The following is a 25,440-nucleotide window of genomic DNA, read 5'->3' as shown; positions in this document are numbered from 1 at the left end:
CCCGAAGGCCATCACCTCGGCTCCCCCAATTGGACTCGAACCAATAACCTGCCGATTAACAGTCGGCTGCTCTGCCAATTGAGCTATGGGGGATCGAGCTTCCGCTTCGGCCCCCGGTCTCCCGGGCTCCTCGGCGCTCGCTGCGGGACATACATTAGCGCACTCGGGGGGGTGGTCCGCCAATCGCTTTCCCCGACCGCCGCCGACCGGCCCCGCCGGGTGCGCTCCCCGCGCGCCCGGGGCCCCGTCCGTGGATGCTGGGGTCACCGACGGTTCACCGTCCCGACAGACGGGTAGGGCAACGCGGCAATGGCCGCCAGGAGAGGGTGGAATCCGACCATGTGGAAGCTGTCGTTCGGCGTCGGACTCGCAGCGGGCTACGTACTCGGCACGCGGGCCGGGCGCCAGCGCTACGAGCAGATCGCCAGGGTCACCCGGCAGGTCGCCCAGAACCCCAAGGTCCAGGGCGCGACGGACAAGGCCCGCCAGCAGGCCGGCGCGGTCGCCGGGAAGGCCGCCGGAGCCGTCGCCGACAAGGTCGGCGACCGGCTGCCCAACGCCGTCACCGACCGGGTGCCGTACTTCAACCGGCCGAAGGCCGAGGACGACGCCTGGGGCACCTTCCGCCCCTGACCGTCGTGCCTGGCCGCCGCCCCGGGCCACCGCGCCCGGGGCGGGTCCGAAGGCCGGTCGGCACCTCGGTGGCGCCCGGCCGGACGAGGGCTCCCGGGCGCGGTACCGAACGGGCAAAACTTGCCCGGCCGGGCCGCGTCCGGACGCCCGCTGAGGCATGATCTCGACTATGGCCATCGTCGCGGGGATAGACAGCTCCACCGGTCGCACCAGGATCGTCGCGTGCGACTCCGCAACCGGCGCCGTCCTGCGTTCCGGCAAGGCCGACCACCCCGCTCCGGAGGACCCGGACACCCGCCCCGGCGAGGCCGATCCGCAGCTCTGGCTGCACTCCCTCGGCGACGCGGCGGCCGGCGGCCTGCTGGAGAGCGTCCGGGCGATCGGCGTCAGCGCGCAGCAGCACGGCATGATCGGCCTCGACGCCGGCGGCGTGCTGGTCCGGCCGGCGATCCTGTGGCACGATCCGCGCGCCGGCGGCGCCGCCGCCGCCCTGGTGGACGAGCTGGGCGGCCCCGCGGCCTGGACGGCGGCGATCGGCGCCGTCCCCGGCCCCACGTACACCGTCGCCAAACTGCGCTGGCTCGCCGAGTTCGAGCCGGCCAACGCCCGGCGGGTCGCCGAGGTGCTGCTCCCGCACGACTGGCTGGTCTGGCAGCTGCTCGGCCACCCCAGGCGCCGCACCACCGACCGGGGCGACGCCTCCGGGACCGGCTACTGGTCCCCGATCACCGCCGAGTACCGCCAGGACCTGGTCGAACTGGCCCTGGGCCACCAGCTGAAGCTGCCGGACGTGCTCGGCCCCGCCGAACCCGCCGGCCACACCCCCGAGGGCCTGCTGATCTCGGCCGGCACCGGGGACAACATGGCCGCCGCGCTCGGCCTCGGCCTCGACCCCGGGGACGCGGTGGTCTCGCTCGGCAGCTCCGGGACGATCTTCGCGGTGCACGAGCAGGCCGTGGTGGACGCCACCGGGCTGGTCTCCTCCTTCGCCGACGCCACCGGCCGCCACCTGCCGATGGTCGCCACCCTGAACGCCGCCCAGGTGCTGCGCTCCACCGCCGCCATGCTCGGCCGCGACCTGGAGGGCCTCAGCGACCTCGCGATGCAGTCCTCCCCCGGCGCGTACGGGCTGGTGCTGCTCCCCTACCTGGACGGCGAGCGGACGCCCGCGCTGCCGCACGCGGCCGGCACCCTGACCGGCCTGCGGGCCGAGTCGATGTCCCCTCAGCACCTGGCCCGGGCCGCCGTCGAGGGCATGCTCTGCAACAGCGCCGACGCCCTGGACGTGCTGCGCGCCCGCGGCGTCGAGGTGAAGCGGGTCTTCCTGCTGGGCGCCGCCGGACGGCTGGCGGCGGTGCGGCACGTCGCGCCGCAGCTGTTCGGCGTCCCGGTGGTCGTCCCGCCCCCCGGCGCGCACGCGGCGCGCGGCGCGGCCCGGCAGGCGGCCTGGGCGCTGGCCGGAACGCCCGAGCCGCCGCGCTGGGAGCTGCCGGGGGCCGTCACCGTCGCCCCGGACGCCGAGCACGACCCGGCGGTCGGTTCGGCGGTCCGCCAGCAGTACCGGGCCGCCCGCGAGCAGATCCACCCGGAGACGGCCGGCTGAGACCGCCGGGGCGGCCGGGGCGGGGTGCCCCGGGCCATGGGCGCTCCGCCGCAGCGGATGCGCGACCCGGCGTCCGGTGGCAGCGTGGAAGGCGACCCGGGCCACCGGACGGAAGGGCGGCGGATTCGCCATGGCACTGCACAAGGGCGCCGGTGACGACCGCCGGCTGACCGTCGGACCGTTCGTCGGCACCGCCGCCGACCCGCTCGGCGGGATGGCGCTGTCGCCCCCGCTGCACCGGCTCGCCGACGGCCCGGTCCCGGCCGACACGGCGTACCAGCTGATCCACGACGAGCTGCTGCTGGACGGCAACGCGCGGCTCAATCTGGCGACCTTTGTCACCACCTCGATGGAGGTCCAGGCCGCCCGGCTGATGACCGAGTGCCTCGACAAGAACATGATCGACAAGGACGAGTACCCGCAGACCGCCGAACTGGAGCGGCGCTGCGTGTCGATCCTCGCCCACCTGTGGCACGCCCCGGACCCGGACGCCGCCATCGGCTGTTCCACCACCGGCTCCAGCGAGGCCTGCATGCTGGCCGGACTCGCGCTCAAGCGCCGCTGGACGACCCGCAACGCCGAGCGCTACGCCGCCGGTGCCCGGCCCAACCTGGTGATGGGCGTCAATGTGCAGGTCTGCTGGGAGAAGTTCTGCGCCTTCTGGGAGGTCGAGGCCCGCACCGCGCCGATGGACGGCGAGCGCTTCCACCTCGGCCCCGAGCAGGCGGTGGAGCTCTGCGACGAGAACACCATCGGCGTGGTCGGCGTGCTCGGCTCGACCTTCGACGGCTCCTACGAGCCGGTGGAGGCGATCTGCGCCGCGCTCGACGACCTCCAGCAGCGCACCGGCCTGGACGTGCCGGTGCACGTGGACGGCGCCTCCGGCGCCATGGTCGCGCCGTTCCTGGACGAGGACCTGGTCTGGGACTTCCGGCTGCCCCGGGTCGCCTCCATCAATACCTCCGGCCACAAGTACGGACTGGTCTACCCGGGCGTCGGCTGGGCGCTCTGGCGGGACCACGAGGCGCTGCCCGAGGAACTGGTGTTCCGGGTCAACTACCTGGGCGGCGAGATGCCGACCTTCGCACTGAACTTCTCGCGGCCCGGCGCCGAGGTGGTCGCGCAGTACTACACCTTCCTGCGGCTGGGCCGGGCCGGCTTCCGGGCCGTCCAGGGCGTCTGCCGGGAGGTGGCCGGCTATCTGGCCGGGGAGATCGAGGGCCTCGGCGGCTTCCGGCTGATCACCCGGGGCGACGAGCTGCCGGTGTTCGCGTTCACCACCACGGACGAGGTGGCGTTCGACGTGTTCGACGTGTCGCGACGGCTGCGGGAGCGCGGCTGGCAGGTGCCCGCGTACACCTTCCCGGCGAACCGGGAGGACCTCGCGGTCCTGCGGGTGGTCTGCCGCAACGGGTTCTCGCGCGACCTCGCCGATCTGCTGCTCACGGACCTGGAACGGCTGCTGCCGGAGCTGCGCAGCCAGCCGGTCCCGCTCAAGGACCTCGGCGTGCCGGTCCGGACGGCCTTCCACCACTGAGACACCGGTGGGCGAGTCTCCGGCAGGGCGGGCAGGCGGACGGGCGAGCAGGCGGGCGGGCGTCGCCACGGAGCGGGCGCGCGGGGTCGTGACCACGGTGGGAAGGGCTGCCTGAGACGGCTTGGGACACCCTTCCCACCGTGCTTCCCTGCGGTCCGGGGCAGTATCCCCCCGTGAGACTGTCTCGGACCGGTGGAGGGCCAGGGAACGGCGGCACCGGGGCCGTAGGGGACGGCACCCGGGCGGTGGGACCGGGGCGGCGGACTGCCCCGTCGGGAAGAACAATGCCCGACCGCCATATGAATGTTCGAGCGTCTCCCGGTGTTGTGAGACACTTCCGTCCGTCTCAGCGCCAGGACCTGGGTATTGGGACACCGGGCCGTCGAGGTTTGAGACGCGGACACGTCACCGGGGCCCGGACCGGTTCCAGCACCGCCCGCCCCGCCCGCCTCGCACGTTTGGAAGAGACCGCATGGGTTCCGCCTGGAAGCAGCTGCCCGACGACCTGTCCGACCCTGCCAGGCGCCTCACGGAGGAGCTGCGAGCCGTCAAGGACGCGACCGGGCTCTCGCTCTCCGAACTGGCCGCCCGGACCCACTACAGCCGGGCTTCCTGGGAGCGCTGGCTGAACGGCAAGCGGGTCATCACCGAGCAGGCGCTCGATGCGCTGGTCGGAGCAGTCGACTGCGACGGGCCGAAGCTGCGGGCGCTGTGGGAGCTGACGGCGGCCGAGGGGGCCACGTCGGGTGACACGGCGGCAGGTGACACGGTGGTGGGCGCCGAGGCTGCCGGGACTTCGGAGACCGCGGAGACCGCGGAGGCCGCGGAGGGCACTGAGACAGCGGAGGAGTCGGACGGGCCCGACCGGGATCCGGGCGCCGACGGCACCGGTACCGGGGGCACCCCCGACCTCACCGCCGTTCCCGCTCCCGACCGCGCCAGGTCCACCAAGGGGCCGACCGGCCCGGTGCGCGGCCGGTCCGTGGCCCTGGTCGCCGCCTCGGTGGTCGCGGTCCTGCTGCTGGCCCTCGCCGGGGTGCGGTACTTCTCCGGCGCCGACGAGGACAACGTCGGACCGACCGCCGCCACGGTGCTGCCCTCCACGTCGGTGACGCCCGTCGACTCCGCCTCGCCGAGCACCTCCGCACCCGCCGTGCCGGCCAACCCCGCCCCGGCGGTCCCGGCCTGCCAGGCGCTCGGCTGCGCGCACAAGGACCCCAAGGCGGCCGGCTGCGGCGGCGACGCCCGCACCCTGCTGACCACCAACATCGGCAAGGTCGTCATCTACCTCCGGTACAGCCAGAAGTGCCAGGCGGCCTGGGCCGCCATCACCGAGGGCCAGCCCGGCGACCAGGCGACCATCACCACCAGCGGCGGCGAGTCGGAGACGGCGCTGATCCACTGGGGCTACGACAACTACTCGCAGATGGTGAACGCGGGCGACCCTTCGGCCGTCCTCCAGGTCTGCGGCAAGCAGGCCCAGCCGGAGGGCGCCTCCTGCACCTCCAGCATCTCCGACCTGGCCCGGGTGGTCGCCAACACCCCGATCCCGGTCGGCCCGGCCTCCCCGCCGGCGGCCGCCGGCGACCCGGCTCCGGCGCCGTCCAGCTGACCGGCTGACCGGCTGACCGGCTGACGGACCGACCGGCCGCACGATGCGCCACCGGGCGCGCCGTGCGGCCGTCCGCTATTCGAGGTACCCGCGGAGCTGGGCGGCGAAGGCGTGGTCGCGGAGCTTGACCAGGGTCTTCGACTCGATCTGGCGGATCCGCTCCCGGGTCACCCCGAACAGCACGCCGATCTCCTCCAGCGTGCGGGCCCGCCCGTCGTCCAGGCCGTAGCGGAGCTGGACCACCTGGCGCTCGCGCTCGCCGAGGGTGGCCAGCACCGCCTCCAGGTGCTGGCGCAACAGCAGGAAGGCGGCGGACTCGGCGGGTGAGGCCGCGTCGGCGTCCTCGATGAGGTCGCCGAGCGCGACGTCGTCCTCCTCGCCGACCGGGGTGTGCAGGGAGATGGGCTCCTGGGCGAGGCGGAGCAGTTCCCGCACCCGTTCCTCGGTGAGCTCCAGGGCGGCCGCGATGTCGGCCGGGCCGGGCTCGGTCCCGCGCTCCTGGAGCAGCGAACGCTGCACCCGCACCACCCGGTTGATCAGTTCGACGACGTGCACCGGGACCCTGATCGTCCGAGCCTGGTCGGCCAGGGCGCGGCTCATCGCCTGGCGGATCCACCAGGTCGCGTAGGTGGAGAACTTGTAGCCCCGGGCGTAGTCGAACTTCTCGACCGCCCGGATCAGCCCGAGGTTCCCCTCCTGGACCAGGTCGAGCAGGGTGAGGCCGCGGCCGATGTAGCGCTTGGCGACGGAGACCACCAGCCGCAGGTTGGCCTCGATCAGCCGGCGCTTGGCGAGCCGGCCGATCAGCACCAGGGTACCGAGTTCGGCGGCCAGCCGGTCGGCGGGCGGCGGTTCGCGGTGCAGTCGCTCCTCCGCGAACAGGCCGGCCTCGATCCGGCGGGCGAGGTCGACCTCCTCGGCGGCGGTGAGCAGCCGGATCCGGCCGATCTCGCGGAGGTACTGGCGGAGCAGGTCGGCGGCGGGCCCGCTCGGATCGGCGGCCGCCGGGCGCCGCGGGCCGACCGTCTCCTCGGGGTCCTCCGGCTCCTCCCGACCGGCACCCTCGGCGTTCTCGGAACCCTCGGCGTCCCCGTCCTCGGTGGTCTCGGTGTCCTCTCTGCCCTCTGTCTCCTCGGGGCCGCCCGCCCCCTCGGCGTCGGGGTGCCCCGACGGGCGGCCCCGGGCGGCCACGCGCGCGCCGTCCGCGGGCGGCGGCCCCGCCCGGCCGTGGTCCTCCGGCGGGTCGGCGGTGTCGTCGGACGGCGGAGGCGGGGCGAGCGGAGGCGGGGCGAGCGGATCGGTGGTCGGCTGGGCGGTCGCGGCGGGGCCTCGGTCCACGGGCATCCCCTCTGGGCGGGCGCGACTCTGGCGGACCCGCGCTGTACGGAGGCAGGACGCCCTCCAGTGTGCGGCACGCCACGCTCCGTGGCCGAGACTCGTGCGCGGACTTTCTGAACGGGGGCGCGAACGGGTCCCGGGCCGTGTCCTTGCCGGCAGGACACGCGCTAGAGCGCGGCGGAACCGCCGCTGCGCAGGGACTGCCCGTACTGCTGGAGCTGCCACAGCTCGGTCTGCACCGCGTGCAGGTCCTCCGGGGCGGCGCGGTTGCCGAGGCGCTGGAGGTGGGCGCGGACCTCGTCGACCCGCCGGTCCACGGCCAGCAGCCGCAGCTTGACCAGGAACTCCCCCGCGTAGACGGCGTCCACCTTGCGGCGCGAGCGCACCGGTTCCACGGTCAGCTCGGTGACCAGCGAGCGCACCCGGTCGTCCGGGCAGCCCTCGCGCACCACACTGGTGAAGTCGGCCAGGGTGGCCCCGTACGCGGCGCCGCCGACCTGGCCGATGGCCCGCCGCACGGCGGTGTAGGGCGGGGTGGGGAACTCGTCCTCGGCGTAGTTGTCGAAGGCCGGCGCGACCAGGTCCGGGTGCTGGAGGGCCAGTTTGAGCAGTTCGCGCTCGACGAACTGGGCCGGGTCGCGCGGATTGAGCACGAAGGCGGGCCGGGCCGGGCGGGCCGGCTGCGGCGGCTCGGGGCGGCGCTGGCCGTTGCCCCGGGGGTTCTGCTGGCGCTCGCGGTCCCAGCGGGCCAGCTGGGCCACCCGGCGGACCACGAACGGCTCGTCCAGGATGCCCAGCATGCCGGCCAGCCGGACGGCGTACTCGTGCTGGATGGAGCGGTCCTTGATCCTGGCGACGATCGGCGCCGCCTCCTCCAGCGCCGCCGACCGGCCCTCGGGCGTGTCCACCCGGTGCTTGGCGACGGCCGAGCCCAGCGCGAACTCGAAGAGCGGGACGGGGTTGTCGATCAGTTCGCGGACCGCGTCGTCGCCCTTGGCGAGGCGCAGCTCGCACGGGTCCATGCCGCCGGGGCTGACCGCGATGGAGGTCTTGGCGGCGAACTTCTGGTCGTCCTCGAAGGCCCGCAGCGCGGCCTTCTGGCCGGCCGCGTCGCCGTCGAAGGTGAAGACGGTCTCGCCCCGGTACTGCGAGGTGTCCATCAGCAGCCGGCGGATGATCTTGATGTGGTCCTCGGCGAAGGCGGTGCCGCAGGTGGCCACGGCGGAGGTGACGCCGGCCAGATGGCAGGCCATCACATCGGTGTAGCCCTCGACCACCACCGCTCGGCCGGACTTGGCGATCTCCTTCTTCGCCAGGTCGATGCCGTAGAGCACGTTCGACTTCTTGTAGATCGGCGTCTCGGGGGTGTTGAGGTACTTCGGACCGTTGTCGTCCTCGCGCAGCCGCCGGGCGCCGAAGCCGATCACCTCGCCCGCGATGTCCCGGATCGGCCAGACCAGCCGCCCCCGGAAGCGGTCGATCAGACCGCCGCGCTGGCCCTGCGAGGCCAGGCCGCCGAGCAGGATCTCCTTGTCCGTGAAGCCCTTGCCGCGCAGGTAGCGCACCAGGTGCTCCCAGCCGACCGGGGCGTAGCCGACGCCGAAGGTCCGCGCGGACTCCTCGTCGAAGCCGCGCTCGGCCAGGAAGCGGCGGCCGATCTCGGCCTCGGGCGAGGCCAACTGCTCCTGGTACCAGGCGGAGGCCACCTTGTGCGCCTCGACCAGCCGGGTGCGCTCGCCCTGCTGGTGCCGGGGGCTGTAGCCGCCCTCCTCGTAACGCAGGGTGATGCCGGCCTGGGCCGCCATCCGCTCGACGGCCTCGGCGAAGGTGAAGTGCTCGATCTTCATCAGGAAGGCGATGGTGTCGCCGTTCTCCTGGCAGCCGAAGCAGTGGAAGACGCCCTTGGCCGGATTGACGTAGAAGGAGGCGGACTTCTCGTCGTGGAAGGGGCAGACGCCCTTGTACTCACCGCCGCCACCGTTGGTCAGCTGTACGTAGTCGCCGACCACGGCGTCGATCGGCAGCGCGCTCCGCACCGCCTGTACATCTTCGTCCCTGATCCGCCCGGCCACCCCGGAAGTCTACTGGGGCGGCCGGGTTGTCCGGCGGGTCCGCCCGGCGCCGCCCGTCAGGACCCGGCCGGACCGGTCAGCCGGGCGTGCAGGGCCAGCGCCGAGGCGTCGGTGAGGGTCGCGATCTGGTCGATCACGGTGCGCAGGGCCGCGCGGTCGTCCTCCGCCTCCTCGTACATCGCGGCGAACACCGGGTCCAGCACCTCGGGGGCGCGCCGGGTGAGGACCTCGGCCAGCTCGGCGATGACGATCCGCTGCCTGGCCCGCAGCTGGGCCTGCTCGTCGCGCTGCATGACGTACCGGACCGCGACCGCCTTGAGCACCGCGCACTCCAGCCGGACCTCGCGCGGCACCACCAGCTCGGCCCCGTACCGGGTCAGCGGGCCGGGGCCGTAGCGGGCCCGGGTGGCCTGCTCGGCGGCCAGGCAGAACCGGCCGATCAGCTGGCTGGTGAGATCCTTCAGCCCGGCCCGGGCGCGGGCGGTGCCGTCGTACGACTCGGGCCACCAGTCCTTGTCGAGCAGCCGGTCCAGGGCCTCCGCCAGCTCCTCGGGCTCGGCGTCCCGGGCGTAGCGCTCGGCGACCTTGAACAGCTCGGACCGCTCGCTCGGGGCACGCAGCGCGAGCGGGTCGATGTGGCCGGCCTGGAGGCCGTCCTCGACGTCGTGGGTCGAGTAGGCGACGTCGTCGGACCAGTCCATGACGGTGGCCTCGAAGCACTTGGCCCCGGCCGGGGCACCGGCCCGCAACCAGCGGAAGACCGGCAGGTCGTCGGCGTAGACGCCGTACTTGGGCGAGGCCGGGTCGGTGGGGTGGGCGCCGTGCGGCCACGGGTACTTGGTGGCGGCGTCCAGGGCGGCGCGGCTCAGGTTGAGGCCGACGCTGCGGCCCGGCCAGGGGGCCAGCCGGGCCGGCGCCCCGTCCTGGGGGGCGAAGCGCTTGGGCTCCAGCCGGGTCAGGATCCGCAGCGACTGGGCGTTACCCTCGAAGCCGCCGCAGGCCTCGGCGGCCTGGTCGAGCGCCTCCTCGCCGGTGTGGCCGAACGGCGGGGGGCCGATGTCGTGGGCCAGGCACGCCGTCTCGACGAGGTCCGGGTCGCAGCCGAGCGCCGCGCCCAACTCCCGGCCGACCTGGGCGCATTCCAGCGAGTGGGTCAGTCGGGTGCGGGGGAAGTCGCTGCGCATCGGGGCGACCACCTGGGTGGTGCCGGCCAGCCGGCGCAGGGCGGCGGAGTGGAGCACCCGGGCGCGGTCGCGCTGGAACGCCGTCCGGCCGGGACGTTTGTCCGGTTCGGGCACCCAGCGGGCCTCGGCGGCGCGGTCGTACGGGGTCGGGGTCGTGGCGGCGGTGAGGCGGTGCGCGGTGTCGTCCATATGCCCCTCACCGTACGCCGCGGCTGTGACACCGGAAGTGTGCCGCGCGCGACCGCGCGCGGGCCGGGGCGTGAACCCTTGGACGCCCGCCGTCGGGCCTGCCCCGGCCTGGCTACGGCCCGGCTACGGGCCCGCGGAGGCGGCCGGGGAGGCGGCCCGGGCAGGGCGGACGGCCCGGGAACGGGGACGGGGACGGGGACGGGGACGGGGACGGCCGGGGCCGAAGGGGGTCGGGCGCCGGTGTCAGCCCCGCAGCGCCTTGAGGACGGCCGCGGCCGCGCCCTCCTGGCCCTTGGCGTTGGGGTGGATCGCGGCCAGGCCCTGGGTGGGGAACGGCGGCTCCACCCACCGGGCGGTCTCGCCCGCGCACATGTCGTGGCCGGCCGAGGGCCCGGTGAGGTCCACGAAGACCGCTCCGGCCGCCTCCGCCCGGCGCTTGAGCATGGCGTTGAGCTGCTGCTCCTTCTCCACCAGGAAGCCGAGGTCCCCACCCGCGACGGTCGACCCCAGCACCGGGACGCAGCTCGCCGGGTCGGCGGGCAGCAGCGCCGGATAGCCGACCACGTAGACCCTGGCCTGCGGGGACCGCCGCTTGACCTCCTTGAGGGTCTCGCCGAGCCGCTCGCCGGCGCTGTCCACCTTGCGCTGCACCTGGTCCCCGCCGTCCGCGGCCGCGTAGGAGTCCCGGCAGGGCGCCGCCGCGCGGCCCGAGCCGACCAGCCCCTTGAGCGCGTCCACCAGGTTCTCCTTGGCGCACTGGCCGACGACCTCCATGAACCCGGCGTCGTTGCCGCCGATCCCGAGGGTCACCAGCCGGGTGGCCGGGGTGAGCGCGTCCAGCTGCGGCGGATTGACACCCCCGTCGGTGCTCTGGGAGCCGGTGAGGTCGCCGGTCCGGGCACCGCTGCAGCTGACGTCGTGGAACCGCTCGCCCGCCAGGCCGAGCGCCTGGGCCACCAGCGAGGGGTAGTTGACCGCCGAACGGGAGCAGCCCTTCGGCTCGGCCGCCTGCTGGGGGCTGATCTTCAGACCCGCCGTGTAGGAGTCGCCGAGCGCCACGTACGGCCCGGTGGGCGTGGGCGTCGGGGTGGGCGTGGGCGTCGGGGTCGGCCCGGTGGCGGCGGCGCGCGGCGGTGCCGAGCCGCCCGCGGCAGCCGCGGCGACGGTCTCCGAACCGGACGAACCGGAGCATCCGGCAACCAGCACGGCGACGAGGCCCGCGCTCAACACGCCGCCGAGCGTGCCGATCGGGCGTACGGACAGTGACACGGGAACCCCCCGGTAGGAGCCGCTGGCATTCTCCCTACGACGGCCCGTCCCCCGGGCACCGCAGTCCCCAACGGACGGGCGGGCGCGATCGATCCCGACCGGAGCGGGGAATTTCGACGGCGGCGCGGGACGCCCCGGCAGCGGGCGGCCCCGGGCGACGGGGACCGTCACCCGGGGCCGCCCGGCCGACTACTCCGGCCCGCGCTCGTGCTCGGCCAGGAACTGCTCGAAGCGGCGGCCCAGCTCGTCCGCGGACGGCAGGTCCACCGGCTCGGCCAGCAGGCTCTCCCGGCCCTGCGAACCGGCCACCGCGTCGTACTGGCCCTCCATACCGCGGATCGCCGAGCGGAGGTCGCTGTCGCCCTGCGCCAGCTGCTCCTCGATGTCGGCGTACACCTCGTCCACCCGCTCGCGCAGCAGCGTGCCGGGCAGCACCAGCCCGGTCGCCGACTGGACGGCCTCCAGGATCAGCACCGCGGCCGCCGGGTACGCCGAGCGCGCCACGTAGTGCGGCACGTGCGCGGCGAAGCCCAGCACGTCGTGCCCGGCCTCGGCCAGCCGGTACTCCAGCAGCGCCTGGGCACTGCCCGGGACCTGCGCCTGCTCGAACCACTGCGGGTAGCCGGCCGCGAGGTCCAGCCGGTTGCCGTGCGGGGTCAGACCGACCGGGCGGGTGTGCGGCACGCCCATCGGGATGCCGTGGAAGTCGAGGGCCAGCCGGACGTCGAAGCGCTCGACCAGCTGCCGGACGGCGGCGGCGAAACGCTCCCACTCGACGTCCGGCTCCGGCCCGGTGAGCAGCAGGAACGGGGAGCCGGCCGCGTCGTGGAGCAGCTGGAGGAGGATCTCCGGCGGCTCGTAGGACGACCAGTGCTCGCGGTCGAAGACCATCGCGGGGCGGCGGGCCCGGTAGTCCACCAGGCGGTCGTGGTCGAAGCGGGCGACGACCTGGGGCTCGCCCGTCTCCAGCAGGTGGTCGACCACCTGGGCGCCCGCCTCGCCGGCGTCCATGAAGCCCTCGAAGTGGTGGAGCAGCACCAGGCCGGCACCGGTGTCCGCCAGCGCGGCCCTCGCCGCGGCCACCGCGGCCACACCCTGCTGGTCCAGCTCGTACAGCGCCTGGGGATCACGCACCGCTCACCCACACCCCGTTTCTTTCCTCGTCGCGGTTCGCCGCGCACGCCCCCGCGCGGCTGCCCGCGCTGGGACTCCTGCCCGGCTCTCCTCGTCCAGCGTGCGGAGTGCCGCCGGAATTCCCGCCGGGCCGGGCCCGTTTCCCGGGCCTGCCCGTCGCGCACCCGTCGCGCGCCCGCCGTCCCGCCCGTCGCGCGCCCGCCGTCCCGCCCGTCGCGCGCCCCCGCGAGGCCGACCGGACCATGATCGCACTCGGCCCGAAAGGCCCTGGTCAGGGGGGTGCGAACGGTCGCCGCCACAGGCCCCGGACCAGCCCCGACGGCCATTCGTGTGCCGCGAAGTGACGCATTGCCTTCTGGCGGGTATCGTCCTCTCGCTGCCTCGCATCGTCGCGTCGTCGTCACGTCGTCCGTAACGCCGTCGATCACGACCCGGACCGGTGCTCGGACAGTCACCCACGACGCATCTTGCCTTCACCTGGCCGCCTGCTTCCCTTCGCGCTCTCGTTTCCTCTTCGGCCATCTCGCGGACGCACACTGTCCCCTCGCTCATCCCGCCGGACCGGTCCGTGGACCCGTGTCCGTTCCGGCACCGCGCTGCCCGACTCCGGGCCGTCGCTCCCCGCCCCGCTCGACCGGCCTCCGGCGTGCGCGGGCACCGGTGGGCGCACTCCGGAGCGGGGCGAACCGTCCACTGCTGACCCTCGCCGCACCCCGGCACGGGCCAGCGCCCTCCGACCGCCGAAGGACCGAAGGTTCCGTGCCCGTACCTGTCATCCTCACCGGCCGCACCGTGCGGCTGGAGCCCCTCGCCGCGCATCATGCCGAGGCCATCGCCCAGGCCGGCGCCGAGGACCGTACGACTTACGCCTTCACCCCCGTCCCGCACGGCCTGGAAGCTGCCCGGGAGTACATCGCGCGTGCTCTGGCGGACCAGGCCTCCGGCCGGTCGCTGCCGTTCGCGACGGTGAACCAGGCCGACGGCCGCGTGGTGGGTTCCACCCGGTTCCTGGAACTCGACTACTGGCAGGGGCCGCTCGTCTGGCCGCCGGTTCCCGGCGTGCCGTTCGGCGATCCGGCCACGGCCGTCCCGGACGCCGCCGAGATCGGCAACACCTGGCTGTCCCCGCGGGCCCAGGGCACCGGCATCAACACCGAGGCGAAGCTGCTGATGCTGCGGCACGCCTTCGAGGTGTGGGGCGTGCAGCGGATCTCGCTGCGCGCCGATGCCCGCAACATGCGGTCGCGGGCCGCCATCGAGCGGCTGGGGGCGACCGCCGAGGGCGTCCGCCGGGCGCACTCGCGCGGGCTGGACGGGGTGGTCAGGTCCACCGCGTTCTACTCGATCCTGGACAACGAGTGGCCCGCCGTGCGGGACATCATCGAGCTGCGGATCGCCGCCGCGACCTCGCCGAGCGCCCCGGATCCGGCGATCAACCAGGAGTGCCTTAGACACGGCGGTGGCGGCGCGGGGCATCTGATCACGGCCTGAGGCTTCCTTCCGGCCCAATGGTTCGTTGCCCGATCGTCCGGACCCGCGCCGGGTCCGGACGATCGGGCCGGGGTCAGTCCGCGACCGGTTCGCCCGTGACGGCGGCCCGCAGCAGACGGGCCAGCCGGCCGGCGTCCCGGCCCCCGTCCGGTTCGGGCGCCCGGGCGGGGCAGGCCTCGACCACGGCGGAGACCGGGCGCCGGCCGGCCCGGTCCGGCGCCACCGTCAGTTCCCACTGGGGGTGGCCGTCCGGACCGCAGAGCCGGAGCGTGCCCTCCCGGGTGTGCACCGTCAGGCGGCCCCCGACCAGCGGGCCGGCCCCGGTGCGCAGCCGCTGCCACTGCTCGTCCGTCCACAGCACGTCCGGCACCGGGCACGGCCGCGGCACCAGCATCTCCGCGCGGCCCCGGCCGGCGGACACGCTGCCCGGCTCGGCGAAGGCCCAGGCCGGCAACGGCTCCCGGGCGGCCAGCCATTCGGCGGGGATGCCGGCCGTCCCGGTGTGCGCGGCGACCACGCCACCGGTGATCGCGGCGACGGTGTCCGCGTCGCCGCCGGCGGCCACCGCCGCCCGGACCGCCGCCGGGTAGTCGGTGAGGTGCCGGGCCGCGCACCACAGCGCGTACGGGACGGTGTCGGCGGCGCTGGTCCGGCTGCCGTTGCCGAGCACCCGCGCCACCGCGGTGGGGTCCGGTTCGGTGAGCAGGGCGACCGCCTCGGCCAGGCCGTCGTGGACGGCGCCGCGCGGGGTCAGCCCGAGGACCTGCTCCAGGAAGCCCTCCGGCGACGGCCGGGCACCGCGGGCCCGCGCCGCGCAGGCGGCGGCCACCGCGACGGCGACCGCGCCGTCCACCGCCTGCGGGTGGGTGTGGGTGATCAGCGCCGTCCCGACGGCGGGGCGCACCGCCTCCGCCGGGTCGGCCGCGTACGCCGCCCCGAGCGGGGCGACCCGCATCGCGGCGCCGTTGCCGTACGACCCCTGGCCGTCGAACAGGGCCGAGGCCAGCTCGCGGGCGTCACCGCCCTCCCGGACCAGCCGCAGCAGCCGGTTGGCGGCCGGGCCGTAGCCCCGGTCGAAGTCGTGCCGGCGGGCGAAGGCGTGGGTGAGGTCGAACACGTCAATCTCGCCGCGCTCGGTGTGCGCGGCGTACACCGAGCACGCCATCTCGGTGTCGTCCGTCCACGGCCACGGGCCGGGCGGGGTGGTGCGGGCGGCGAGGTGGGCCCGCGCGGTGGCGGGGACGAAGAACTGCGCGCCGAAGGCGTCGCCGACGGAGAGGCCCTGGAGCGCGTCGAGCGCGGGGCCGGGGTGAGGAATCGTCATCGTGGGCACCAAGCCCACCGCCCGCACCGGTCCGGCGTCAATCCGGTTTGACCGGACACTCCCCGGGCGGGCGATGTTTCGCATACCTCCGAACCGGGCGGGAAACACCTCGGCATGACCCTCGCCGCCCCGGTCGCCACCGTTCCGCACCCGCTCGTCGCTGTTCCGGGCCCGCCCCTCGCTGTTCCGCTGTTCCGGGCCCGCCCGTCGCCGCTCGCGCGCGGGCCGCGCCCCGGCCGATCGTCGACCCGCTGCTGCTGCTCGGCGGCGACCAGCAGCACATCGTCACCCGCGCCCAACTGCGCGCCCTCGGAGTGCCGTCCGGGAGCATCGCCCACCGGCTGCGGCCCGGCGGGCCGTGGCAGCGGGTGCTGCCCCGGGTGATCTGCCTGCAGACCGGCCGACTGACCGCCCATCAGCGGCTGCGGGCCGCACTCGCCTACGCGGGCCCCAAGGGGCGGCCCGCGCCGCAGTCCGGGGAGGTGCTGCTCACCGGGGCGGCGGTGCTCGCCGATGCCGGCCTCCCCTCCGCCGGGCACCCGGCGGACCTCACCGAGGTGGACGTCCTGATCCCGGGCCAGCGGCGGGTCGCCGACCGGGGGTTCGTCCGGATCCACCGCGCGGGCGGGGCGATGCCGGGCGGCTTCGAGCGCGACGACGGACTCTGGAGCACCTCGGTCGCCCGGGCGCTGGCCGACCTCGCGCCCCGGGAGAGCGGACGGCGCCGGTTCCGCGCGCTCTGCGCCGAGGCCGTCCAGCGGCGGCACTGCGAACTCGGCGAGCTGCTGGACCAGTTGCTCGCCCGGCCGGACGCCCGCCAACTGACCGGGCTGGCCCGGGTGGTGGAGGAGCTGACGGCCGGAGTGCGGTCGGTGGTCGAGGCCGAGGCCCGGGACGCGGTGCGCGGCGCCGGGCTCCCCGAGCCGCTCTGGAACCCGGTGCTCTTCCTGGACGGGCGGTTCCTGGCGGTGCCGGACGCGTACTGGCCGCAGGCCTGCGTCGCGCTGGAGATCGACTCCCGGGCCTGGCACCTGCGCCCGGCCGACCACGAGCGGAGCCTGACCCGGGCCAACCGGCTGACCACCGCCGGCCTCCCGGTCGTCCGCACCACCCCGGTCCAGCTGCGCCGCGACCCCGGCCCGGTGCTGCACGAGCTGGCCGTGCTGCTCTCGGCCGGGCCGCACGGGCCGCACGGCCGGGTCAGCTGGCGGCGGGCCCGGTGAGGGCGCCGCCGTGGCGGCGCATCGGCGGCAGTCGCTTCGCTCGGCGGCGGCGGCGTTCGTGGCGGCTCGGCGGTGGAGCGGCTCGGCGGTGGGGCGGCTCGGGGGCTCCGTCGCGCCCTGCCCCAGGGGGTCACGGCTCCCGGCTCTCCGTCTCCCGCCCCGCCGCATCGGCCGCCGCCGCCAACTGCTGCAGGACGGCCAGGTGGTCGGCGAGCGCCCGGCGGCCGGCCCGGGTGGCGGCCAGCCAGGTGCGCGGGCGCTTGCCGACGTAGCCCTTCTTCACCGACAGGTAGCCGGCCTCCTCCAGTGCGCTCGCCGCCTTGCTGAGCACCGAGTCGGAGACCTGGCAGTAGTCCCTGACGGCGGAGAACTCGGCCTCGATGCAGCCGCCGAGGAACGCCACCACGGTGAGCCGGGTGGGGTGCTGGAGCAGCGGGTCGAGCCCGGCCATCAGGCGTCCTCCGCCTCACGGCGGATCCGGGCGTTCACGCGCACCATCGCCAGCCAGAACAGCACCCCGGCCGTGACACCGGCGCTGCCGAACGTCCCCCGAGCGTCGGCGCCCAGCAGATGGACGACGGCGGCCACCACGAGGGCTCCGGCAAAGACCAGCACCACCCAGCGCGTCATCGGGCCGCCGAAGCCGGGCGTCCAGCCCCTCGCCACACCGCCGCGACGGGTCACGACGGCCCCCAGGGCGCCGCTGACCGCCGCGAAGACCCCGCCCAGCACGCCGGCCAGCCAGCTCGCATCGGCCCACAGCGCGTAGCCGAGGCCGAGGCCGTAGACCGAGAAGCCGACCGCGAAGGTGGCGCCGTACCAGGTGGGCACCAGCTGCGGCGCCCGGGCGGCGGCGCGCGCCCGGGCGGCGAGGCCCAGCGCCTCGGCCGCGGACAGCTCGACGGGCACGGAATCGCTCATGAAGTCCCCCGGTGGTGATCGTTGATCTTGATGCCACTATGGCACGTACTTTCCATGATGGAAAGTACTTTCAACGGGGCACCGGGCGGCACCCGCTCCTCAGCAGCGGGAGTCGATCTCCTGGAAGGTGGCGTAGTGGTCCGCGGTCCAGTACTGCTCGCCGGAGCCACCGGTGACCACCCGGCGGGCGCCCCGGTCGCCGGAGCCGGGGGTGATGACGGTGAACTCGTGGTAGTAGCCGGAGGTCTTGCGCGGGAGGCGGCTCTCCCGGTTCTCGAAGACGATGCCGTCCGAGCGGTAGGGGTAGGGGCCGCCCTTGGCGATCAGCCCGAGGGTGTCGCGGGCCTGGTCCGGGAGCCTGGTGCGGCAGACGTCGGCCAGCGCCGGGTCGGTCGGCACCCAGCCGGTGCCGGCGGCGGTCGCCGGCGGGGTGGCGGGGGGCGAGGGTCGGGGTGCGCTGGGCTTCGGCGCCACCGGAGCGGTCGAGGCCGCGGCCGGGCCGGTGGCGGTGGCGGTCCGGCCGGTGGCGGTGGCGGTCGCGGCGGTCCTGGACGCGCTGCCGCCGGTGTCGTCCGAGAGCAGGTAGCCGACCGCGGCGGCGAGCACGCAGATCAGCACGGCGAGGGCGGTCCACAGGCGGTTTCTGCTGGTCATGGGCCCAGCTTGGCAGTCGGCGGGCCGGGGCCCGGCCAGCCACACGCGTGGTCGGCACCACAACGGGGGCGGCGGCCGCCCGGGCGGGGGCCGGCCGGGCGGGGTCCGGCCGGGCAGACCTGGCCTGACGGGAAAAGCATGCGGCCGGGGCGGGTACGGACGCCATTGTCCGTTCCCGCCCCGGCCGCTTCACGTACGCCGGTTCTCCTGCGCCGAGCTCCGGTGTACGCCCCTCCCCGATGGAGGGGACACGGTCAGCGATTCGGCCGTGCCGGGGGGCTCATGACGAGCCCCCGGCACTCAGCGCGAGTCGCTGCCCGCAGTCTCGATGGCGGCGCGGCCGGCCTCCAGCCGCGCCACCGGGATCCGGAAGGGGGAGCAGGAGACGTAGTCCAGCCCCACCTCGTGGAAGAAGTGCACCGACTCCGGGTCGCCGCCGTGCTCGCCGCAGACGCCGAGCTTGAGGTCGGGGCGGGTGGCCCGGCCGGCCTGGACGGCGTGCTTCACGAGCGCGCCGACACCGTCGCGGTCGATGGTCTCGAACGGCGAGACCCCGAAGATGCCCTTCTCCAGGTAGGCGGTGAAGAAGGAGGCCTCGACGTCGTCGCGGGAGAAGCCCCAGACCGTCTGGGTGAGGTCGTTGGTGCCGAAGGAGAAGAACTCGGCGGCCTCGGCGATCTGGCCGGCCGTCACGGCGGCGCGCGGCAGCTCGATCATGGTGCCGAGCTTGATGTCCAGCTGGACGCCGGTGGACTGGGCGACCTCGGCGAGCACGCGCTCGCACTCGTCGCGGACCAGCTCCAGCTCCTGGACGGTGCCGACCAGCGGGATCATGACCTCGGGGCGCGGGTCCGCCCCGGCCAGCTTGCGCTCGGCGGCCGCCTCGGCGATGGCGCGGACCTGCATGCCGAACAGACCGGGGATGACCAGGCCGAGACGCACACCGCGCAGGCCGAGCATCGGGTTCTGCTCGTGCAGCTTGTGCACCGCCTGGAGCAGGCGCAGGTCGTTCTCGTTCGGATCCTTGCGGGCCTCGGCGAGGGCGACGCGCACCGACAGCTCGGTGATGTCCGGCAGGAACTCGTGCAGCGGCGGGTCGAGCAGGCGGACGGTGACGGGCAGTCCGTCCATCGCCTGGAAGAGCTCCAGGAAGTCGCCCTTCTGCAGCGGCAGCAGGGTGGAGAGCGCGGCCTCGCGGTCCTTGTCGTTGTCCGCGAGGATCAGGTGCTCGACCTCCTTGCGGCGCTCCTCACCGAGGAACATGTGCTCGGTGCGGCACAGGCCGATGCCCTGGGCGCCGTAGCGGCGGGCGCGCGAGCCGTCCTCGGCGTTGTCGGCGTTGGCGCGCACCGCGAGGCGGCGGCGGCCGTCGGCGTGGGACATCAGCCGGTGCACGGCCTGGACCAGGCCGCCCTGGACGTCGGCGCCGGCGTGCAGGGTGCCCTCGAAGTACTCCACCACCGCGGAGGGGAGCACGGGTACCTCGCCGAGGTAGACCTTGCCGGTCGCGCCGTCGATCGAGACGACGTCGCCCTCCTCCAGCTCCAGACCGTCGGCGGTGGTCATCCGGCGGCGCTTGGTGTCGACCTCCAGCTCCTCGGCACCGCAGACACAGGTCTTGCCCATGCCGCGAGCGACGACGGCGGCGTGCGAGGTCTTGCCGCCGCGGGAGGTGAGGATGCCCTCGGCGGCGATCATGCCGTCCAGGTCGTCCGGGTTGGTCTCGCGACGGACCAGAATGACCTTCTCGCCGGAGCGCGACCACTTCACCGCGGTGTAGGAGTCGAAGACGATCTTGCCGATCGCGGCGCCGGGCGAGGCGGCGAGGCCCCGGGCGATCTGCTTGGACTCGGCGTTGGGGGCGAAGCGCGGGAACATCAGCTGGGAGAGCTGGCCGCCGGTGACCCGCATCAGGGCCTCGTCCAGGTCGATCAGGCCCTGGTCGACCAGCTGGACGGCGATCCGGAAGGCGGCCGCGGCGGTGCGCTTGCCGACCCGGGTCTGGAGCATCCAGAGCTTGCCGCGCTCGATGGTGAACTCGATGTCGCAGAGGTCCCGGTAGTGGGTCTCGAGCGTCTGCATGATCGCCATCAGCTCGTCGTACGACTTCTTGTCGAGCTTCTCCAGCTCGGACAGCGGCAGGGTGTTGCGGATGCCCGCGACGACGTCCTCGCCCTGGGCGTTGGACAGGTAGTCGCCGTAGACGCCCTGGGCGCCGGTGGAGGGGTCGCGGGTGAAGGCGACGCCGGTGCCGGAGTCCTCGCCGAGGTTGCCGAACACCATGCTGCAGACGTTGACCGCGGTGCCCAGGTCGTTCGGGATGCGCTCCTGGCGGCGGTAGAGCCGGGCCCGGTCGCCGTTCCAGGAGTGGAAGACGGCGTGGATGGCGAGGTCCATCTGCTCGCGCGGGTCCTGCGGGAAGGCCCGGCCGGTCTCGCGCTCGACGATGCCCTTGAACACCTCGACCAGCTGCTTCAGGTCCGCGGCGTCGAGGTCGAGGTCGCTGGTGGTGCCCTTGGCGTGCTTGGCCTCGTCCAGTGCCTCCTCGAACAGCTCGCCGTCGACGCCCAGCACGGTCTTGCCGAACATCTGGACCAGGCGGCGGTAGGAGTCCCAGGCGAAGCGCTCGTTGCCGGACTGCGCGACCAGGCCGACCACCGAGGCGTCGGAGAGGCCGATGTTCAGGACGGTGTCCATCATGCCGGGCATGGAGAACTTGGCGCCCGAACGCACCGAGACGAGCAGCGGGTTGTCGGCCTGGCCGAGCTGCTTGCCCATCTCCTGCTCGAGCGCGTCCAGGTGGGCGCTGATCTCCTCGTGCAGCGAGGTGGGCTCGGTACCGGTCTCCAGGAAGACCTTGCAGGCCTCGGTGGTGATCGTGAACCCCGGAGGGACCGGAAGACCCAGGTTGGTCATCTCGGCCAGGTTCGCGCCCTTGCCGCCAAGAAGATCCTTGAGGTCCTTGTTTCCTTCAGTGAAGGAGTAAACAAACTTCTGCTGGGACGCCACGGGTCTGTCTCCTCGCGCACGGTTGCCCTGACGCCGGAGAACATACCCATTTCGAAGGCACTTCTGCGCCGCCAATAGGCCGTACGTGGCCAGGACCAGCAGGTAACCCGCTAGATCGAATGCATGGAATGGCATTCACCTCTGGAGGGGAAATCGTCCGGATGACGCTAGCAAGCGTTCAAGTCTTGAAGGCATGGAAACCGGAAGATCACATGTTCGGAACACACGGTAGCCACCGGCCGCCTGGCCTGACGGCCCGGCTTGATTTCCTGCACCCTCAGTGCCGATCCGCCGCCGCCCCCCTTCGGGAAGCGATCCGCCTTCGACTTGTTCATTTCGTCCTGTCGGACCCCTCGGGCGCGCAGGGTATGTGGCAAGCGTCACGGACACATCTCACCGATCGAGCGTAGGCCGACCCCGCCCATCGTCGCACTACGTCCAGAAACGTGCTCGCTCCGTGACATTCCAATGCCAAAAAGGAGCCCTCTTGTCCAGAGTGGCAAAGAGGGCTGGGACGGGGTGGCCATCGGCCCGAGAGGGCCGTCTTTGCCACCCCGTACAGATCATCCGCCAGAGGTGTCCGATTCGGCGTCTTCGCCCGGTCGGGCGCAGTCGTACGGATCGTCCAACCAGCCCTCCGGCAGAACCACGCGATTGTTGCCGCTGGTCCGCCCCCGCGGGCCGTCGGCACCGGCCGGCCAGCTCTGCGACTGCTCCACCAGGGCCAGGGTTTCGGCCAATTCGGCCAACGAGGACGAGTTCGCCAGCTTCACCCGCAGTTCCGAGCCCACCGAGAAGCCCTTGGTGTACCAGGCGACGTGCTTGCGGAAGTCGATCACGCCGCGGGCCTCGTCGCCCAGCCACTCACCGAGCAGCTGCGCGTGGCGGACCATCGCCCGCGCCACATCGGCGAAGGTCGGACGGGCGTAGTCCACCTCGCCCTGGAAGATCGCCACCAGGTCCCTGAACAGCCACGGCCGGCCCAGGCAGCCACGGCCCACCACCACACCGTCGCAGCCGGTCTCGCGCATCATCCGCACCGCGTCGTCCGCCGACCAGATGTCCCCGTTGCCGAGCACCGGGATCCCCGCCGGGACGGCCTCGCGCAGCCGGGCGATCGCCGACCAGTCGGCGGTACCGCCGTAGTGCTGGGCGGCGGTGCGTCCGTGCAGGGCGATCGCGGAGACACCCTCCTCGGCACCGATCCGGCCTGCGTCCAGATAGGTGAGGTGGTCGTCGTCGATGCCCTTGCGCATCTTCATGGTGACCGGCAGGTCGCCGGCGTTGGACACGGCCTCGCGGAGGATCTCGCGCAGCAGGTTGCGCTTGTACGGGAGCGCCGAACCGCCGCCCTTGCGGGTCACCTTGGGGACGGGGCAGCCGAAGTTGAGGTCGATGTGGTCGGCGAGGTTCTCGTCCGCGATCATCCGGGCCGCCTTGCCGACGGTCACCGGGTCCACGCCGTACAGCTGGATCGAGCGGGGCTTCTCGCTCGGGTCGAACTTGATCAGCTGCATGGTCTTGGCGTTGCGCTCGACCAGGGCCCGGGTGGTGATCATCTCCGACACGTAGAGGCCCTTGCCTCCGCTCTGCTCCCGGCAGAGGGTGCGGAACGGCGCGTTGGTGATGCCGGCCATCGGCGCCAGGACCACGGGCGGCCAGACCTGCATCGGGCCGACGGTCAGCGGCGCGAACTCGGCGCCGGCCGCGGTGGCGGTGCTGGTCGCGGCCGTGGCCGCGGTGCCGGTGAGGCCGGTGGTCGCGGCGCCGGTGGCGCCGGTCGCGGTGCTGGTGCCGGTCGTACCGGTGGCGCCGGTCGTGCCGGTCACGGTGCTCGGCTCGGTGGGTGCGGGCGGGACTGTCATGCGCGGCTGACCTCGGGGACGGCGATTCGGGGACTCTCCATTGTCCCCCACCCACCGCGCCCGCCCCGGGGGGCCACCGGCCGGGGCTCCCTACCGCCCCTGCCCCGGCCCTGCCCGGGCCCTTCACGACCGGTCCGGCCGGCCCTCACTCGCTGCCGTCGGCGTCACCGTCCCTCGCGAAGACCGCCACCGAACCGGAGCTGACCGAGATCCTCACCTTGTGCGGGCTGGAACGGTCGGCCAGCAACGGATCGATCCCGCCCCGGGGAGCCGAGCCGCCCTCGAAGTCGTAGCGGGATCCGCGCGGCAGGCCCAGGCTCACCGACCCCGAGGTGACACCGATGTCCACGGCCGAGGGCTCCGTGACGAAGCCCAGCTCCACCGAGCCCGAGGTCGCGGCGACGTCGGCCCTCGGGGAGGTGAGGCGCCGGCCTTGCACGGCGCCGGAGGTGGTGCGCAGGGTCAGCGGACCGGACACATCGGCCAACCGGACCGCCCCCGAGGTGGAGACCAGATCGATCGCACCCGTCACCCCGGCGATGTCGACGGAGCCGCTGGACTGCCGGCCGGTCACCGCGACCCCGGGCGGAACCTCCAGCTCGATCACCGCTCCGCAGCCGAGGTCGCTGACCGGCAGCACCTGGTTGCAGAACATCCGGACGTCGAGCTCGCCCTGGTCGAACAGCGCCGAGACCACCGGCATCCGCACCGTCCAGTTCAGGAACTGCCGGACCACCACCTGGCCCTCCTGCCCGGGCCTGATCCGGACGGTGGCCCGGCCGGTGTCCAGCCGCACCTTGGTCACCGCGATCCCGTAGGTCCGCTCCGAACGGGTCTGCTGCTGCACCGCCATCGCCCAGGTCTGCACGGCACCGACCAGCATCACCACGAGGAGCGCCAGAGTCCCGAGCACCCGCCAGGCCCATTGCCCGCCGCGGGCGGGCCCGGGTACCGGTGCCGTCGGACGGGCCGTCGTCGTCCCCCCGCCCCGGGCAGGGTCGGTGCCCGCCGTCGGACCGGCGTCCGGCGTCCTCATGCCACCTCCAGGAAGCGCAGCACCGCCATCACCCGGCGGTGACTGTCGTCGGCCTGCGGCAGGTCGAGCTTGGCGAAGATCGAGTTGATGTGCTTGGCCACCGCGCTGTCGCTGACCACCAGGGCACCGGCGATGGCCGCGTTCGACCGGCCCTCCGCCATCAGGGCGAGCACGTCCCGCTCGCGCGGTGTCAGCCGCTCCAACGGATCGCGGTGACGCCGCACCAACAGCTGGGCCACCACCTCCGGGTCCAGCGCCGTCCCGCCCTCGGCGACCCGCTGCAGGGCGTCCACGAACTCGTCGACATTGGCCACCCGCTGCTTGAGCAGGTAGCCGACCCCGCTGGTGTTGGTGGTCAGCAGGTCCGCGGCGTAGCGCTCCTCGACGAACTGGGAGAGCAGCAGCACCGCCACCTCCGGCCACTGCCGGCGGATCACCAGTGCGGCCCGCACCCCCTCGTCGGAGAAGCCGGGCGGCATCCGGACGTCCGCCACCACCACCTGCGGGCGGTGCTGCTCCACCGCGACGAGCAGTTCCTCGGCGTCCCCGACGGCGGCGGCCACCTCGTAGCCCACGGCCTCCAGGACCTTGACCAGGCCGACCCTGAGCAGGACCGAGTCCTCGGCGATCACAGCGCGCACGGCAACTCCACGGTAATGGTGGTGGGGCCCCCGACGGGGCTGAGCAGGGAGAGGGATCCGTCGACCGAGGCGGTACGTTGCCGCAGGCCGGTCAGGCCGGTGCCCCGGGCGGCGTCCGCGCCGCCCACGCCGTCGTCGCTGACGACCAGGAGCAGCCGGCCGCCGGCGGTCCGCACCGAGACGTCCACCCGGGAGGCCCGGGCGTGCTTGGCGACATTGGTCAGCGCCTCGGAGACGGTGAAGTAGGCGACGGCCTCGACCGTCGGCGCTATCCGCTCGGTCAGGTCGACGTCCAGCCGGACCGGCAGCGGGACCCTGGCCGCGATGCCGGAGAGCGCCGCGTCCAGCCCGCGGTCCTCCAGAACGGCCGGGTGCAGGCCGCGGACGAGGTCGCGCAGCTCGTCGATGGCCGCCTGGGCCTCCTCGTGCGCCTCGACTATCACCTGCATGGCCTCGGGCGGGACGTCCTTGAGGGTGCGGCGGGCCAGGCCGAGATTCATCGCCAGGGAGGTGAGCCGCTGCTGGGCCCCGTCGTGGAGGTCGCGCTCGATCCGGCGGCGCTCGGCGTCGACCGCGTCCACCAGGCCGGCCCGGCTCTCCACCACCTCCTCGATCCGGTGCTCCAGCACCGCCGTCCGGCCCGGGCCGAGCATGCGCACGGCGAGCGCCTCGTCCAGGCGGGCGAGCAGCCGGACCGCCCACGGC

20 protein-coding genes and 1 tRNA gene are annotated in these 25,440 nt (G+C 74.0%); 6 read left to right on the top strand and 15 right to left on the bottom strand.

The window, feature by feature from the left end; all coding sequences use genetic code 11:
• Positions 1 to 20: 20 nt before the first annotated feature.
• Positions 21 to 93 (bottom strand) — tRNA-Asn (locus tag VR45_RS05305).
• Positions 94 to 339: 246 nt separating this feature from the next.
• Between VR45_RS05305 and VR45_RS05300 the strand changes: the two genes are divergently transcribed.
• From VR45_RS05300 to VR45_RS05285, 4 genes are all read left to right on the top strand, one after another.
• Positions 340 to 633: a hypothetical protein gene (locus tag VR45_RS05300; protein ID WP_037781098.1), complete on the top strand. Its 294-nt coding sequence runs from the start codon at positions 340 to 342 to the stop codon at positions 631 to 633.
• 169 nt (positions 634 to 802) lie between these two features.
• The gene (locus VR45_RS05295) at positions 803 to 2,236 is read left to right on the top strand and encodes an FGGY family carbohydrate kinase (protein ID WP_045938500.1); all 1,434 of its coding nucleotides are present in this window, start codon (positions 803 to 805) and stop codon (positions 2,234 to 2,236) included.
• 130 nt (positions 2,237 to 2,366) lie between these two features.
• On the top strand, positions 2,367 to 3,773 hold the full coding sequence (locus VR45_RS05290; RefSeq protein WP_045938499.1) for a glutamate decarboxylase: 1,407 nt from the start codon (positions 2,367 to 2,369) through the stop codon (positions 3,771 to 3,773).
• A 472-nt stretch (positions 3,774 to 4,245) separates the two neighbouring features.
• On the top strand, positions 4,246 to 5,385 hold the full coding sequence (locus VR45_RS05285) for an XRE family transcriptional regulator (protein ID WP_045938498.1): 1,140 nt from the start codon (positions 4,246 to 4,248) through the stop codon (positions 5,383 to 5,385).
• Between the two features lie 75 nt (positions 5,386 to 5,460).
• Here the strand turns inward: VR45_RS05285 and VR45_RS05280 are convergent, their stop codons facing one another.
• The 5 genes from VR45_RS05280 to VR45_RS05260 form a co-directional block, all read right to left on the bottom strand.
• Positions 5,461 to 6,723, bottom strand: coding sequence for an RNA polymerase sigma factor (locus VR45_RS05280; protein ID WP_234325843.1), 1,263 nt, complete (start codon positions 6,721 to 6,723; stop codon positions 5,461 to 5,463).
• Positions 6,724 to 6,890: 167 nt separating this feature from the next.
• The gene (gene dnaG / locus VR45_RS05275) at positions 6,891 to 8,795 is read right to left on the bottom strand and encodes a DNA primase (RefSeq protein WP_045938497.1); all 1,905 of its coding nucleotides are present in this window, start codon (positions 8,793 to 8,795) and stop codon (positions 6,891 to 6,893) included.
• A 56-nt stretch (positions 8,796 to 8,851) separates the two neighbouring features.
• Positions 8,852 to 10,168 carry a deoxyguanosinetriphosphate triphosphohydrolase gene (locus VR45_RS05270; RefSeq protein WP_045938496.1) on the bottom strand — a complete coding sequence of 439 codons (1,317 nt, stop codon included), beginning with the start codon at positions 10,166 to 10,168 and terminating at the stop codon, positions 8,852 to 8,854.
• A 243-nt stretch (positions 10,169 to 10,411) separates the two neighbouring features.
• Positions 10,412 to 11,437, bottom strand: a complete 1,026-nt coding sequence (locus VR45_RS05265) for an SGNH/GDSL hydrolase family protein (protein WP_052708852.1) — start codon at positions 11,435 to 11,437, stop codon at positions 10,412 to 10,414.
• A 189-nt stretch (positions 11,438 to 11,626) separates the two neighbouring features.
• Complete coding sequence (locus tag VR45_RS05260; protein WP_045938495.1) at positions 11,627 to 12,571, bottom strand: PAC2 family protein; 945 nt, start codon at positions 12,569 to 12,571, stop codon at positions 11,627 to 11,629.
• 759 nt (positions 12,572 to 13,330) lie between these two features.
• On the opposite strand from VR45_RS05260, the gene VR45_RS05255 reads away from it, so the two are divergent.
• Positions 13,331 to 14,062, top strand: a complete 732-nt coding sequence (locus tag VR45_RS05255) for a GNAT family protein (RefSeq protein ID WP_045938494.1) — start codon at positions 13,331 to 13,333, stop codon at positions 14,060 to 14,062.
• Between the two features lie 73 nt (positions 14,063 to 14,135).
• Here VR45_RS05255 and VR45_RS05250 read toward each other — a convergent pair whose 3' ends face one another.
• The gene (locus VR45_RS05250) at positions 14,136 to 15,386 is read right to left on the bottom strand and encodes an ADP-ribosylglycohydrolase family protein (protein ID WP_078896250.1); all 1,251 of its coding nucleotides are present in this window, start codon (positions 15,384 to 15,386) and stop codon (positions 14,136 to 14,138) included.
• Between the two features lie 314 nt (positions 15,387 to 15,700).
• Between VR45_RS05250 and VR45_RS05245 the strand changes: the two genes are divergently transcribed.
• Positions 15,701 to 16,609 carry a hypothetical protein gene (locus tag VR45_RS05245; RefSeq protein WP_052708851.1) on the top strand — a complete coding sequence of 303 codons (909 nt, stop codon included), beginning with the start codon at positions 15,701 to 15,703 and terminating at the stop codon, positions 16,607 to 16,609.
• Between the two features lie 130 nt (positions 16,610 to 16,739).
• Here VR45_RS05245 and VR45_RS05240 read toward each other — a convergent pair whose 3' ends face one another.
• From VR45_RS05240 to VR45_RS05205, 8 genes are all read right to left on the bottom strand, one after another.
• Positions 16,740 to 17,060, bottom strand: a complete 321-nt coding sequence (locus VR45_RS05240) for a transcriptional regulator (RefSeq protein WP_045938493.1) — start codon at positions 17,058 to 17,060, stop codon at positions 16,740 to 16,742.
• On the bottom strand, positions 17,060 to 17,530 hold the full coding sequence (locus VR45_RS05235) for a hypothetical protein (protein ID WP_045938492.1): 471 nt from the start codon (positions 17,528 to 17,530) through the stop codon (positions 17,060 to 17,062). The genes VR45_RS05240 and VR45_RS05235 overlap by 1 nt, the downstream gene beginning before the upstream one ends.
• A 99-nt stretch (positions 17,531 to 17,629) precedes the next feature.
• Positions 17,630 to 18,184: a ribonuclease gene (locus VR45_RS05230; protein WP_052708850.1), complete on the bottom strand. Its 555-nt coding sequence runs from the start codon at positions 18,182 to 18,184 to the stop codon at positions 17,630 to 17,632.
• 300 nt (positions 18,185 to 18,484) lie between these two features.
• On the bottom strand, positions 18,485 to 21,328 hold the full coding sequence (gene ppdK / locus VR45_RS05225; RefSeq protein ID WP_234325842.1) for a pyruvate, phosphate dikinase: 2,844 nt from the start codon (positions 21,326 to 21,328) through the stop codon (positions 18,485 to 18,487).
• Between the two features lie 428 nt (positions 21,329 to 21,756).
• Positions 21,757 to 22,863: a tRNA dihydrouridine synthase DusB gene (gene dusB / locus VR45_RS05220; RefSeq protein ID WP_045938502.1), complete on the bottom strand. Its 1,107-nt coding sequence runs from the start codon at positions 22,861 to 22,863 to the stop codon at positions 21,757 to 21,759.
• 340 nt (positions 22,864 to 23,203) lie between these two features.
• On the bottom strand, positions 23,204 to 23,971 hold the full coding sequence (locus VR45_RS42055) for a DUF4097 family beta strand repeat-containing protein (RefSeq protein WP_159394116.1): 768 nt from the start codon (positions 23,969 to 23,971) through the stop codon (positions 23,204 to 23,206).
• A gap of 119 nt (positions 23,972 to 24,090) precedes the next feature.
• Positions 24,091 to 24,735: a response regulator transcription factor gene (locus tag VR45_RS05210; RefSeq protein ID WP_045938490.1), complete on the bottom strand. Its 645-nt coding sequence runs from the start codon at positions 24,733 to 24,735 to the stop codon at positions 24,091 to 24,093.
• The coding region (locus VR45_RS05205; RefSeq protein WP_045938489.1) for a sensor histidine kinase at positions 24,723 to 25,440 on the bottom strand (718 nt) is incomplete at its 5' end. The genes VR45_RS05205 and VR45_RS05210, both read right to left, overlap by 13 nt.

It is taken from the genome of Streptomyces sp. NRRL S-495 (genome assembly GCF_000966955.1).
Classification (GTDB): Bacteria; Actinomycetota; Actinomycetes; order Streptomycetales; family Streptomycetaceae; genus Kitasatospora; species Kitasatospora purpeofusca.
This window is presented reverse-complemented; position numbering and strand designations above follow the sequence as displayed.